Source organism: Synechococcus sp. MU1617 (genome assembly GCF_020514235.1).
Classification (GTDB): domain Bacteria; phylum Cyanobacteriota; class Cyanobacteriia; order PCC-6307; family Cyanobiaceae; genus Parasynechococcus.
This window is the reverse complement of record NZ_VTLB01000005.1, coordinates 13,314-26,523: the sequence shown is the minus strand read 5'-3', so window position 1 is coordinate 26,523 and position 13,210 is coordinate 13,314. Positions and strand designations below refer to the sequence as shown.

The following is a 13,210-nucleotide window of genomic DNA, read 5'->3' as shown; positions in this document are numbered from 1 at the left end:
CGACGGCGCTAGGCAGCCACAGCCTGCTTGTCGGCCAATCCCATCGCCACCCTCTCACTGGGGGGGACCAACACCTTGAAGCGATTCTTCGCCGCAGTCCAGTCGGCCAAGAGAGCAGCAGCCTTCTCGCTTCCCGTGAGCGCCACATGCTGTTCCAGCAGCCCCTTCAGCAGCGACTCCTGCTCATCGGTGGTGATGGCGCAGACCTCAACGATCTCCGGATTCACCCGAGGAGCGACACGCCCCTCCTCATCCAGCAGGAAGGTCACACCACCGGTCATGCCAGCGCCGACATTGCGGCCGGTGCTGCCGAGAACGACAACGACACCGCCGGTCATGTACTCACAGCAATGGTCACCAGCTCCCTCCACAACCGTGCGGGCACCGCTGTTGCGAACACCGAAACGCTCGCCAGCCCGTCCATGGGCAAACAACTCACCGCCGGTGGCCCCGTAGAGGCAGGTGTTGCCGAGGATCACCTGTTCTCCTGGAGATGCACATCCGTCTGATGGGACGAGGGTGATGGAACCACTGTTCATTCCCTTACCCACGTAATCGTTGGCCTCACCTTCAAGACGAACCTGCATGCCCTGCACCAGGAAGGCCCCGAAGCTCTGGCCTGCTGCACCCAGGAAGGTGAGATCGAGCTGTCCTTTGAAGCCGCGGTTGCCGTGGCGCTGGGCAATTTCACCAGCCAAACGAGCACAGACACTGCGGTCGGTGTTGATGATCTCGATGCTGCGGCTCACGGAACCATGGTTTTCCAGAGCAACCATTAGGTCAGCGTCGGCAAGGAGCTGATCTTCAAGGATCAGTCCATTGCCGTGGGCCTGGTCGCTGTGGCGAAGCCAGGAGCGTTCTTCGGCACCGCTGATCGGAGCCAGCAGGCTAGAGAGATCCACGCCCTTGGTCTTGGCCAGATCAACCGAGCGGGCCTTGAGCAAATCGGTGCGGCCAATCAGCTCTTCAAGGCGGGTAACGCCGAGCAGACTCATCAGCTGACGCACTTCCTCGGCGACGTACCAGAAGAAGTTGACGACGTGTTCGGGAATGCCGGTGAAACGCTTGCGCAGGTTCTCCTTCTGCGTGGCCACACCCACAGGGCAATTGTTGGTGTGGCAAACGCGTGCCATGACGCAGCCCTCGGCGATCATCGCGATCGAGCCGAACCCGTACTCCTCGGCACCTAAAAGGGCAGCGATCACCACGTCCCAGCCGGTTTTCAGACCTCCATCAGCACGCAACAGAACCCGATCGCGCAGTCCGTTCTCCACCAGAGAGCGATGCACCTCAGTGAGACCCAGTTCCCAGGGACTGCCGGCGTGCTTGATCGAACTCAGGGGAGATGCACCCGTGCCACCGTCGTGACCGGAGATCTGAATCACATCAGCGTTGGCCTTGGCCACACCCGCAGCGATGGTGCCAATGCCAATCTCAGCCACCAGCTTCACGCTCACGGGAGCAGCGGGGTGCACCTGGTGCAGGTCATGGATCAACTGCGCCAGGTCTTCGATCGAATAGATGTCGTGGTGTGGCGGCGGTGAAATCAAGGCCACACCTGGCTTGCTATTGCGTAACCAGGCGATGTACTTGTCGACCTTGGGCCCTGGCAGCTGACCGCCTTCACCAGGCTTAGCGCCCTGGGCCACCTTGATCTCCAGCTGCTTGCCGCTGCGCAGGTATTCCGCAGTCACGCCGAAACGACCTGAAGCCACCTGTTTGATGGCCGAGCAGGCGGTATCGCCATTGCGCAGGCCACCAATGCTCGGGAATGAGGCTGAACGGCCCTCCCCATCCACATCCTTGAGAAGCTGGAAGCGCGCAGGGTCTTCACCGCCTTCACCACTGTTGCTCTTGCCACCGATGCGATTCATCGCCACGGCCAACACTTCATGGGCTTCGCGAGACAACGCACCGAGGCTCATTCCGCCTGTGCAGAAGCGGGTGCAGATGCTCTCGACGCTCTCCACCTGATCGAGAGGCACTGGGGTGGGAGCCAACTTGAACTCCAACAGGTCCCGCAGGGCCATCACCGGACGGTTCTCCAGCAAAGCCTGATAGGTGGAAAAGTGGTCGTAACCAGGGCCTTGGGCCACCGCCTTGTGCAGTGCCTTCGAAAGCTCGGGATTGTTGCGGTGGTACTCAGCACCACTGCGGTACTGAACGAACCCCATGAATTCGAGCTTGCTGCGGTTGAGCTCAGGGAACGCCTTGGCATGCATCGAGAGCGTTTCGTTCGCCAGCTCAGCCAGCGTCATGCCGGCAACACGGCTGGTCGTTCCGGTGAAGGCGGTCTCCACCACATCCGCACCCAGACCGATCGCTTCAAAGATCTGAGCGCCGTGATAGCTGGCCAGCAATGAAATTCCGATCTTGGAGAGGATCTTGCGCAGACCGTTCTCCAGCGACTCGCGAACGTTGGCCTGGGCCTGATCGGCATCGAGAGCGGGCAACTTGCCCTGCTCAATCCGCTTCTTGGTCTTGGGGTGATCCAGCCAGTGGCGGGTGGTCTCCCAGGTGAGCCAAGGACACACAGCACTGGCGCCGTAACCAATCAGGCACGCCATGTGGTGGGTGCTCCAGCACTGGGCGGTGTCCACCACCAGAGAGCACTGCAGCCGCAGCTTCTGGCGCAGCAGATGGTGATGAACAGCACCAACAGCCAGCAAAGCCGGCATGGCCACAGTCGTGGGGGTCAGCTGTAACGCCTCCCCAGCGTCGTCGACCCGATCGGACAGCACCAGCACCTGCGCACCGTCGCGCACGGCCTGTTCCGCAACGCTGCACAGCGCGGCAATGGCCTGTTGCAGGCCTCCCGCACACGACTCCACAGCCACCTGAGTGGACACGGTCTTGACGGGCAATCCCTGCTCACTGATCGCCGCCAGTTCCGCCTCGTTCAAAACGGGCGTGTCCAGATGAATAACGGAGGCAGCTTCCGGCTGGGGCTTCAGGGCGGGACGGCGTTCACCCAGATGCATCTCCAGGCTCATCACCAGCTTTTCCCTCAGGGGATCGATCGGAGGGTTGGTGACCTGAGCGAAGCGCTGTTTGAAGTAGTCGTAAAGCAGGTGGGGCTTCTCGGAGAGCACCGCCAGGGGGATGTCATCACCCATGCAGTAGGTGGGCTCCTTCCCGAGGGCCGCCATGTCTTCGATGATCAGATCGAAGTCTTCAGCGGTGAAGCCCATGGCGGTTTGCAACCGCAGCAGGTCGAGTTCACCCACCTTTCGATCTTGAGTCCAGGGCTGTGGCGCCACGCCGCGACGATGCTGCTTCAGCCAATCGGCATAAGGGAAGCGCCGTGCCGCGTCTTCCTTCACCGACCAGTTGTCGAGCAACTCCCCGCGTTCCAGATCGACGGCCACCATCTGGCCGGGGCCAAGACGCCCCTTCTGAACAATCGTCTTGTCGCTGAGATCCACCACGCCGGTCTCCGATCCCATGATCACGAAACCGTCTGCCGTGGTGCACCAACGTGCCGGGCGCAGCCCGTTGCGATCGAGCGTGGCACCCACCCGCTTGCCGTCGGCAAAGACCAACAGAGCTGGGCCATCCCAGGGTTCCTGAATTCCCGCGTTGAATTCGTACATCGCCGTCACATCAGGACGGCTGTCGAGATCGGGCTGATTGCGAAACGCTTCGGGGACCAGCGTGATCAGGCTGTCGGTGATCGACCGCCCGCTGCGCACCATCAATTCCAAGGTGGCATCCAGGTTGGCGGAATCGCTGAAGGCAGGGTTCACCACCGGGATCAGGTCATCAGCAGCCTCACCCCAGACGTTCTCGAGGCTGGCTTCTGAAGCCTTGGCCCAGTTGAGGTTGCCCAGCAATGTATTGATTTCACCGTTGTGACCCAGCAGCCGCATCGGCTGCGCCAGGGGCCAGCGCGGCAGGGTGTTGGTGCTGAAGCGACGGTGATAAACGGCAAAGCTCACCTCAAATCGAGGGTCCTGCAGGTCGGCATAGAACTGCGCCAGCACCTCGGATCGCACCATCCCCTTGTAGACAACCGTCCGGCTGCTCAGTGAAGCGACATAAACCTCTTGGGCCACCTCAGCACCCAGAGCTGCTCGCACACGGGCACCGATGCGCCGCCGCAACCGCAGCAGCTGACCATCAAACATTGCGTTGTCCGCATCACCATTCAGCACCCACTGCTCAATCACAGGAGCTGTGGCACGGGCCAAGGGGCCGAGAACCGCAGGGTCGACAGGCACCGTTCGCCACCCCAGAGGCTGCATGCCGAGGGCTTTGGCCTCTTCATCACAAAGGTCTCGCACCTCAGCACGACGGCTGGCATCCGTTGGCATGAACATCATTCCGAGGCCCCGTGCTGCAGCCGCCTCGGGCCACACCGCTTTCAGATACGACCAGGGGATCTCACACAACACCCCTGCGCCGTCGCCGGAGTCGCCATCCCCCCCGCAACCACCACGGTGCTCCATGCATCCCAGACCACGCAGGGCCTGCTCCAAAACCCAATGGCTGGCCTGCCCCTGGAGCTGCGCCAGGAAACCAACGCCACACGCATCCTTCTCGCCCGCAACAACCTCAGGTGCAGGGCTGTCGCAGTAAGGCCAGACAGCGGAACGGATGGCGTCAGACATAGAGAACTCAATCGGACGATCGCATGGGTCTGCAGCTTCGAGCTCTGCAGAAACCATCTCGAGGGAGGATCCTAGGCAGGCGCCTCTCCGCCAAGGCATTTCATGCTGGCCTTTGCTCCACTTCCAGCGCCACCACCTGAGCTTCGGCCTGTACCGAACCAGAGCGGGGAGGAGGTGCTGATCGGGCGAGAGCGCAGCAAAGCGGTTTGGCTCTGGAGGGGCAGCGACGCAGCCCCAGAGGAGCTGTGGCTGCCCCTGGAGGTTCTGGAATCCCGACTGGGTTTCAGGCGAGTGTCCCGCCTCGATGGAGAGGCACTGGAATGGTTTGGTCGAACGGTTCCCTTGACCTCAATGACGACCCGATCGCTCGGGGACGAAGTCGGCCTTGAAGTGAGCGACTGGTTGGCCGCAACAGGCGTCCGCTCCCAAGTGAGAGGAAACACCTTGGAGCTTCGGCTGCCCCCTCCAACGGTGAACAACCTGCGCCGCGGCAAGGGTTCTACAGCTGATCGCTTGGTGCTGGACCTGAACGGGCCCGCCCTGGTGCAGCGGTTGAACGGCGACCTGTTGCTGGAGCTCAAGCTGTCGCGGACCCAGCGACGTCAACTCAAGGCGTGGGGGCTCACCCCAGAGCAGCATCGCCACGGCGGCCTCGTGCTGAAGGGACAAGCCACCAAGCTGAGGAGCTTGAGCCTGGCGTCCCCCTGGCGGGTGGTGCTGGATGGCGTACAGGTCGGCGGTCGCCGCCCAGCCCAGAGCGCACGTCTGCCCCTTAGCGATCCAGCTGTGGCCGAAATGCTGAGGAGGGGCTTCGTCTTGGAGCGACGCACCATCAAGGTGGGGGTGAAACCTATTCAGGTATTCCGTGCCGGCGGCGACCTGAGCCGTCTCGGCATCACCCTCCAGCCCCTGGTCAAGACCGAGCAGCAACAGGGCCTACGTTTTCTGCCTCAGCTCTCCCAACCAGCAGGAGCGCTGGTCGCAGTCAACGGAGGCTTTTTCAACCGGATCAATCAACTCCCCCTGGGGGCCTTGCGGCATCAGGGGGTCTGGCTTTCAGGTCCGATCCTGAACCGCGGCGTGATCGCTTGGGGGGCCTCAGGAGATCTGCAGTTCGGCCGGCTGCGGCTGAACCAGACCCTGCAGGTGAACAACGGTCGCCGTTGGAGCCTCATGGCACTCAACAGTGGTTACGTCCAGAAGGGGCTGAGCCTCTACACATCTGCATGGGGGCCCCGCTACCGGGCCCTGAGCGGCGAGGAGGAAGCTCTGTTGATTCGCGGCGGCCGCGTCGAGACAACATTCGACCAGCGCAGCCTGCAACGTGGCATCGCCATTCCCAAAAACGCTGCGTTGGTGATCGCCCGCGGGCGCACGCCACTGCCCGCTCGGCCTGGTGATCGGATCCAGGTGACAGCGCGATCCAGCTCTCCCCTGGCCCAACATCCCAATGTTCTGGGCGGCGGTCCGCTGCTGATGCAAAACGGCCAAGTGGTGCTCAATGGACGCCGGGAAGGATTTAGTCCGGCCTTCATGAGCTTGGCGGCACCAAGAACGGTGGTAGCTCAGGGGCCGAGCGGCCAATGGCTGATGACCTTGCGTGGTGCCGCTGGCGGTGATCCCACCCTTGTGGAAACAGCCCTGGCAGCCCAGCAACTGGGCCTGAGCGATGCCTTGAACATGGATGGCGGCAGTTCCACCACCCTCGTGGTGGCCGGACGAACCGTGATGAACGGCCGAGGCAGCACCCCGAGAGTCCATAACGGTCTGGGGCTCATCCCCCTCTGAGACCTGCAAAACTGGGGGCCCCGAGGAACTGAGCATGGCTGCCAATCTGCGGCTGACCGCTGCCGCTGCTGCCGAGCTAGGGCGACAGGCGGCCGTGGCGGGAACACCGGGGCAGATGCATCTCGATCTCACTCCCGGAGAGTGCGCACAACATGTGCTGCGCATCCGGGCAGGACATTTGGCCGGCGTCGCAATCGCAAGGGCCGATGGCGTGACTCTGCACGCCCCTGCAGAACAACTCAAAATGCTTGAAGGCCTTTGCCTGGACTACCGCGGCGACCTCAGTGGTGGTGGTTTTCTGATCCGCAACAGTGATGGTGTTGAGCCCTGTGCCTGCGGCAGTGCCTTCAGCCGCGTTTGAGGGGGGACCGTCACCCGGTATCGTGGTCGATTGTCGAATCAGGTCGGGAGTCCGACCGCTCACCGACCATCGATGCCAACCATCCAACAGCTGATCCGCACTGAGCGCTCACGCCTCAAGGCCAAGACCAAGTCCCCCGCCCTGAAGTCGTGTCCTGAGCGTCGCGGTGTTTGCACCCGCGTTTACACCTCAACGCCCAAAAAGCCCAACTCGGCTCTGCGCAAGGTGGCTCGTGTGCGCCTGACCTCCGGCTTTGAAGTCACGGCTTATATCGGCGGTGTCGGTCACAACCTGCAGGAACACTCGGTGGTGTTGATCCGCGGCGGTCGTGTCAAAGACCTCCCTGGCGTCCGCTACCACATCATCCGCGGAACCCTGGATACCGCTGGCGTGAAAGACCGGCGTCAGTCCCGCTCCAAGTACGGCGCCAAGGCTCCGAAGGAGTGATCACCGGTTTTCTTTCCATCCCCATAACGTTCTGATCTCTAATGTCACGCCGCAACGCCGCTGAGAAGCGCCCGATTCTTCCCGACCCGCAGTTCAACAGCCGTCTCGCCACGATGATGGTTGTGCGTCTGATGCAGCACGGCAAGAAGTCGACAGCGCAACGGATCCTGTCCGACGCGTTCGGCCTGATCAACGAGCGCACCGGCGGAGATCCACTCGAACTCTTCGAGACTGCCGTCAAGAACGCCACGCCCCTGGTGGAAGTACGCGCTCGCCGCGTTGGTGGTGCCACTTATCAGGTGCCTATGGAAGTGCGCCAGGAGCGCGGCACCGCCATGGCCCTGCGCTGGCTCGTGAGCTTCTCTCGCTCCCGGAATGGCCGGAGCATGGCCCAGAAGCTGGCTGGAGAACTGATGGATGCCGCCAATGAGGCTGGCAACGCCGTTCGCAAGCGCGAAGAAACCCACAAGATGGCCGAAGCCAACAAGGCTTTCGCCCACTACCGCTACTGAGCCTCGCCGGCCAGCCATTAACACAGATGTTCATGGCTGGCCTGTAGAGTCTCTCCGCCTTTTCACGCCCCACCCCCGGAGAATTTCCTGTGGCCCGCGACTTCCCCCTGGAACGCGTCAGAAATATTGGTATCGCTGCTCACATCGATGCCGGCAAAACCACCACGACTGAACGGATCCTGTTCTATTCCGGTGTGGTTCACAAAATCGGCGAGGTGCACGACGGCGCCGCAGTGACCGACTGGATGGCCCAGGAACGTGAGCGTGGCATCACGATCACCGCAGCTGCCATTTCGACGTCCTGGCAGGACCATCGCGTCAACATCATTGACACGCCTGGCCACGTGGACTTCACCATTGAGGTGGAGCGCTCCATGCGCGTGCTGGATGGTGTGATCGCCGTCTTCTGCGCCGTTGGTGGTGTGCAGCCCCAATCCGAAACCGTCTGGCGTCAGGCCGATCGCTATTCCGTTCCCCGGATGGTGTTCGTGAACAAGATGGACCGCACCGGTGCGGACTTCCTCAAGGTTCACGGCCAGATCAGGGATCGCCTCAAAGCCAACGCGGTTCCGATTCAGCTTCCGATTGGTGCTGAGGGTGAGCTCAGCGGCATCATCGACCTTGTTGCCAACAAGGCATACATCTATAAAAACGACCTCGGCACCGATATCGAAGAAGCCGATGTGCCGGCTGACATGGCCGACGAGGTGGCCGAATGGCGGAACACCCTGATGGAAACCGTCGCCGAAACCGACGAAGCGCTGATCGAGAAGTTCCTCGAAACCGGTGAACTCAGCGTTGACGAGCTCAAGAAGGGCATTCGTGAGGGCGTGCTGAAGCACGGTCTGGTGCCCATGCTCTGCGGCTCAGCCTTCAAAAACAAAGGTGTTCAGCTGGTTCTGGACGCAGTAATCGACTACCTGCCTGCTCCAGTCGACGTTCCCCCCATCCAGGGTGTGCTTCCCGACGGCAGCGAAGCGGTGCGTCCGTCCGACGACAACGCCCCCTTCAGTGCCCTCGCCTTCAAGGTGATGGCCGATCCATACGGCAAACTCACTTTCGTCCGGATGTACTCCGGCATCCTCGAGAAAGGCAGCTACGTTCTCAACTCCACCAAAGGAGAGAAGGAGCGCATCTCCCGTCTTGTGGTGCTCAAGGCTGATGACCGTGAGGAAGTTGACGCACTGCGTGCCGGCGACCTCGGTGCGGTGCTCGGACTGAAGAACACCACAACAGGTGACACCCTTTGCACCCAAGACGATCCGATCGTCCTCGAGACCCTGTTCATCCCCGAACCGGTGATCTCAGTGGCTGTTGAGCCGAAGACCAAAGGCGACATGGAGAAGCTCTCCAAGGCTTTGGTTTCTCTGGCTGAGGAGGATCCCACCTTCCGCGTCAACACCGACTCTGAGACAGGTCAGACCGTGATTGCCGGCATGGGCGAACTCCACCTGGAAATTCTGGTGGACCGCATGCTGCGCGAGTTCAAGGTGGAAGCCAACATCGGCGCACCTCAGGTGTCCTATCGCGAAACCATCCGTGGTTCTGCAGGTGGCGAAGGCAAGTTCTCCCGTCAGACCGGTGGTAAGGGTCAGTACGGCCACGTTGTGATCGAAATGGAACCGGGTGAGCCCGGCTCCGGTTTCGAATTCGTCAACAAAATCGTGGGCGGTGTCGTTCCGAAGGAATACATCAAGCCCGCCGAGCAGGGCATGAAGGAGACCTGCGAATCCGGTGTGATTGCCGGATACCCCCTCATCGATGTGAGATGCACCTTGGTGCATGGCTCTTATCACGACGTCGACTCTTCGGAGATGGCGTTCAAGATCGCCGGATCCATGGCCTTCAAGGACGGCGTCAAGAAGTGCAATCCTGTGCTGCTTGAGCCGATGATGAAGGTCGAGGTCGAAGTCCCCGAGGATTTCCTCGGTTCGATCATCGGCGACCTGTCCTCCCGTCGAGGTCAGGTTGAGGGCCAATCCGTCGATGACGGCACGTCCAAAATCTCGGCCAAGGTGCCCCTTGCCGAGATGTTCGGTTACGCCACCCAGCTCCGCTCCATGACCCAGGGCCGGGGCATTTTCTCGATGGAATTCGACAATTACGCCGAAGTTCCTCGCAATGTGGCTGAGGCCATCATTTCCAAGAATCAGGGCAATTCCTGATCTCTAAACTCCTCCCAATCCAACCCTCGATTCTTTAAACACCCATGGCACGCGAGAAGTTCGAAAGGAACAAGCCCCACGTCAACATCGGCACCATCGGCCACGTTGACCACGGCAAGACCACCCTCACCGCTGCGATCACCAACGTGCTCGCCAAGAAGGGTCAGGCGGAAGTTCAGAACTATGCCGACATCGACGGCGCCCCCGAAGAGCGTGAGCGCGGCATCACCATCAACACCGCTCACGTTGAGTACGAAACCGAGACACGTCACTACGCTCACGTGGACTGCCCTGGCCACGCGGACTATGTGAAGAACATGATCACCGGTGCCGCTCAGATGGACGGCGCCATCCTGGTGTGCGCTGCCACCGACGGCCCCATGGCCCAGACCAAGGAGCACATCCTTCTGGCAAAGCAGGTGGGCGTTCCCGCTCTGGTGGTTGCACTGAACAAGTGCGACATGGTCGATGACGAGGAGATCATCGAACTGGTGGAAATGGAGATCCGTGAACTGCTCTCCAGCTACGACTTCCCCGGCGATGACATCCCTGTCGTTCAGGTGTCTGGCCTGAAGGCCATCGAAGGAGAGGCTGAGTGGGAAGCCAAGATCGAGGAACTGATGGCGGCTGTTGACGCCAGCATTCCTGAGCCTGAGCGGGAAGTGGACAAGCCCTTCCTGATGGCTGTGGAAGACGTCTTCTCCATCACTGGTCGTGGCACTGTGGCCACCGGCCGTATTGAGCGCGGCATCGTCAAAGTCGGCGAAGAAATCGAGATCGTCGGCATTCGCGAGCCTCGCAAGACAACCGTCACCGGTGTTGAGATGTTCCGCAAGCTGCTCGACGAGGGCATGGCTGGCGACAACGTTGGTCTGCTGCTGCGCGGCATCCAGAAGGAAGACATCGAACGCGGCATGGTGCTGGTGAAGCCTGGCTCCATCACCCCTCACACCAAGTTCGAGGGTCAGGTGTACGTGCTGAAGAAGGAAGAAGGCGGCCGCCACACTCCTTTCTTCGCTGGCTACCGCCCGCAGTTCTACATCCGTACAACGGACGTGACCGGCCAGATCACCGCCTTCACCGCTGAAGACGGCAGCAATGTCGAAATGGTGATGCCTGGTGACAACATCCAGATGACTGGTGAGCTGATCTGTCCTGTTGCGATGGAAACCGGCATGCGTTTCGCTATCCGCGAAGGCGGGCGCACCATCGGTGCTGGCGTGGTCTCCAAGATCATCGAGTGATCAGCGCAAGCTGAACCACACGGCAGGAGATGGAGGGGCCCAGCCCCCCATCTCCTACATTTCTAAGAACCTCGACAACTGAAGTCCTGCTTCGACCTCGAAGCTTTTTCGCCCCCCTCCTATGTCCACTGCCATCGCTCAGCAGAAGATCCGCATCCGCCTGAAGGCGTTTGACCGCCGCATGCTGGATCTCTCATGCGAGAAAATCATTGAAACGGCCGATAACACCGCTGCGACCGCGATCGGTCCGATCCCCTTGCCCACGAAACGCAAGATCTACTGCGTTCTGCGCTCTCCCCATGTGGACAAGGACTCCCGCGAGCACTTCGAAACCCGCACCCACCGTCGGATCATTGACATTTACAGCCCGTCTGCCAAGACAATCGACGCGCTGATGAAGCTTGATCTCCCCAGTGGTGTGGACATCGAAGTGAAGCTCTGATCCGTTCGATCAGAACTTCATTTTCCTAGGATTCAGTTGCCTACAACACGGCGTTCGTGTCCGATTTTTCTGTGAGGGAGCTTCCCCTGTTCCCCCTGCCGGACGTCGTGTTGTTCCCGCAGCAGCTCCTGCCGCTGCACATTTTTGAATCGCGTTATCGGATGCTTCTCCAGACGGTTCTGGAGACCGACAAGCGGTTCGGCATTGTTCGCATCAACCCTGAGAACGGCGAAATGGCCGAGATCGGTTGCTGCGCTGAGGTGCTTCAGCATCAAACAACCGAAGACGGTCGCAGCTACATCGTTTCGTTGGGCCAACAGCGGTTCCGGCTGCTGAACATCACGCGGGAAACGCCCTACCGAACAGCGATGGTGAGCTGGCTTGAGGATGAGCCCGTGGCCGACACCGACCAGCTCAACAGCCTGCGGGACGAGGTCAGCGAAGCCTTGAAAGACGTCGTTCAGCTGACCAGCAAACTGCAGAACCGAGAGGTGGAACTGCCTGATGATCTGCCTGATCTACCGCGGGAACTCTCCTTCTGGATCAGTGCCCATCTGGATCAGGCCGCCTCGGAGCAACAGAGTCTTCTGGAACTGACCGACACCCACGAACGGTTAAGTCAGCAGTTTGAAATGTTGGATCACACCCGACGCCAGTTGGCGGCCCGCACTGTGTTGATGGATCTGAAGTGATGTTGGGATCTCTGCTGGTGGTGGCCGGAGCCGTTGGAGCCACCGGAGTTGCGCTGTGGCTTCGCCGCGACCGGCCCTACGAATCGTCGGAGAGTGTCGCCTCCGCCTACGACGCCTGGACGGAAGACCGTTTGTTGGAGCAGCTCTGGGGGGAGCATGTCCATCTTGGCCATTACGGGACCCCGCCGGGATCCTGTGACTTCCGTGAAGCCAAGGAGGCCTTCGTCCACGAGCTGGTGCGATGGAGCGGTCTGGACCAACTTCCTGCCGGCAGCCGGGTGCTGGATGTGGGATGCGGCATCGGTGGCAGTGCCCGAATCCTGGCGCGGGATTACGGGTTGGACGTTCTCGGCATCAGCATCAGCCCAGCCCAGGTGAAACGAGCAACACAACTCACCCCATCAGGCCTGACCTGCCGCTTCCAGGTGATGGACGCCTTGGATCTTCAAGTGCCCGATCAGAGCTTTGATGCGGTCTGGAGTGTGGAGGCCGGTCCACACATGCCTAATAAACAGCGCTATGCCGATGAACTGCTGCGGGTACTGCGCCCTGGGGGTCTGCTTGCTGTCGCCGACTGGAACCGCCGCGACCCATCCGATGGCGGCATGACGCGAACCGAACGCTGGGTGATGCGTCAGCTGCTCAACCAGTGGGCCCACCCTGAATTCGCCAGCATCAAGGGGTTCTGCCAGAACCTCGACAACAGCGTCCACAACCGTGGCGAGATCGTCACCGGTGACTGGACCCAGGCCACGCTTCCCTCATGGATTGACTCCATCGTCGAGGGCATCCGACGTCCCTGGGCTGTGCTCAACCTGGGACCGAAAGCGGTACTGCAGGGCCTGAGAGAAACACCGACGTTGTTGCTGATGCACTGGGCCTTCGCCACTGGGCTGATGCAATTCGGTGTCTTTCGAATCAGAAAAGACTGATCTTTAACAACCGTTGA

10 protein-coding genes are annotated in these 13,210 nt (G+C 60.9%); 9 read left to right on the top strand and 1 reads right to left on the bottom strand.

Translation table 11 applies throughout. From position 1 onward, the window contains the following. Positions 1-8: 8 nt before the first annotated feature. Positions 9-4,610 (bottom strand): glutamate synthase large subunit, encoded by a 4,602-nt coding sequence (gltB, locus tag FZZ90_RS10365; RefSeq protein ID WP_226425727.1) that lies wholly within the window; start codon positions 4,608-4,610, stop codon positions 9-11. A gap of 102 nt (positions 4,611-4,712) precedes the next feature. Between gltB and FZZ90_RS10360 the strand changes: the two genes are divergently transcribed. The 9 genes from FZZ90_RS10360 to FZZ90_RS10320 all read left to right on the top strand — a co-directional run bounded on the left by FZZ90_RS10360 (position 4,713) and on the right by FZZ90_RS10320 (position 13,193). After that, a complete protein-coding gene (locus FZZ90_RS10360) occupies positions 4,713-6,398 on the top strand; it encodes a phosphodiester glycosidase family protein (RefSeq protein WP_226425726.1) in 1,686 nt (561 codons plus the stop codon). 34 nt (positions 6,399-6,432) lie between these two features. After that, positions 6,433-6,759: an AIR synthase gene (locus FZZ90_RS10355; protein WP_226425724.1), complete on the top strand. Its 327-nt coding sequence runs from the start codon at positions 6,433-6,435 to the stop codon at positions 6,757-6,759. A gap of 72 nt (positions 6,760-6,831) precedes the next feature. Continuing rightward, positions 6,832-7,206, top strand: coding sequence for a 30S ribosomal protein S12 (rpsL, locus tag FZZ90_RS10350; RefSeq protein ID WP_006850614.1), 375 nt, complete (start codon positions 6,832-6,834; stop codon positions 7,204-7,206). Positions 7,207-7,247: 41 nt separating this feature from the next. Beyond that, positions 7,248-7,718: a 30S ribosomal protein S7 gene (rpsG, locus tag FZZ90_RS10345; RefSeq protein ID WP_226402173.1), complete on the top strand. Its 471-nt coding sequence runs from the start codon at positions 7,248-7,250 to the stop codon at positions 7,716-7,718. Between the two features lie 89 nt (positions 7,719-7,807). Then, positions 7,808-9,883 carry an elongation factor G gene (gene fusA, locus FZZ90_RS10340; RefSeq protein WP_226425723.1) on the top strand — a complete coding sequence of 692 codons (2,076 nt, stop codon included), beginning with the start codon at positions 7,808-7,810 and terminating at the stop codon, positions 9,881-9,883. A gap of 44 nt (positions 9,884-9,927) precedes the next feature. Then, positions 9,928-11,127, top strand: coding sequence for an elongation factor Tu (gene tuf, locus FZZ90_RS10335; protein WP_226415366.1), 1,200 nt, complete (start codon positions 9,928-9,930; stop codon positions 11,125-11,127). A gap of 121 nt (positions 11,128-11,248) precedes the next feature. Further along, a complete protein-coding gene (rpsJ, locus tag FZZ90_RS10330; RefSeq protein ID WP_011363346.1) occupies positions 11,249-11,569 on the top strand; it encodes a 30S ribosomal protein S10 in 321 nt (106 codons plus the stop codon). A gap of 56 nt (positions 11,570-11,625) precedes the next feature. After that, the gene (locus FZZ90_RS10325) at positions 11,626-12,261 is read left to right on the top strand and encodes an LON peptidase substrate-binding domain-containing protein (RefSeq protein WP_226425722.1); all 636 of its coding nucleotides are present in this window, start codon (positions 11,626-11,628) and stop codon (positions 12,259-12,261) included. After that, on the top strand, positions 12,261-13,193 hold the full coding sequence (locus tag FZZ90_RS10320) for a methyltransferase domain-containing protein (protein WP_226425721.1): 933 nt from the start codon (positions 12,261-12,263) through the stop codon (positions 13,191-13,193). Before FZZ90_RS10325 ends, FZZ90_RS10320 begins: the two co-directional genes overlap by 1 nt. Positions 13,194-13,210: the final 17 nt, after the last annotated feature.

What these genes read in the sequence shown, in the direction of transcription:
- gltB (WP_226425727.1), bottom strand. Translation starts at nt 4,610, where the DNA reads ATGTCTGACGCCATCCGTTCCGCTGTCTGGCCTTACTGCGACAGCCCT.
- FZZ90_RS10360 (WP_226425726.1), top strand. Translation starts at nt 4,713, where the DNA reads ATGCTGGCCTTTGCTCCACTTCCAGCGCCACCACCTGAGCTTCGGCCT.
- FZZ90_RS10355 (WP_226425724.1), top strand. Translation starts at nt 6,433, where the DNA reads ATGGCTGCCAATCTGCGGCTGACCGCTGCCGCTGCTGCCGAGCTAGGG.
- rpsL (WP_006850614.1), top strand. Translation starts at nt 6,832, where the DNA reads ATGCCAACCATCCAACAGCTGATCCGCACTGAGCGCTCACGCCTCAAG.
- rpsG (WP_226402173.1), top strand. Translation starts at nt 7,248, where the DNA reads ATGTCACGCCGCAACGCCGCTGAGAAGCGCCCGATTCTTCCCGACCCG.
- tuf (WP_226415366.1), top strand. Translation starts at nt 9,928, where the DNA reads ATGGCACGCGAGAAGTTCGAAAGGAACAAGCCCCACGTCAACATCGGC.
- rpsJ (WP_011363346.1), top strand. Translation starts at nt 11,249, where the DNA reads ATGTCCACTGCCATCGCTCAGCAGAAGATCCGCATCCGCCTGAAGGCG.
- FZZ90_RS10320 (WP_226425721.1), top strand. Translation starts at nt 12,261, where the DNA reads ATGTTGGGATCTCTGCTGGTGGTGGCCGGAGCCGTTGGAGCCACCGGA.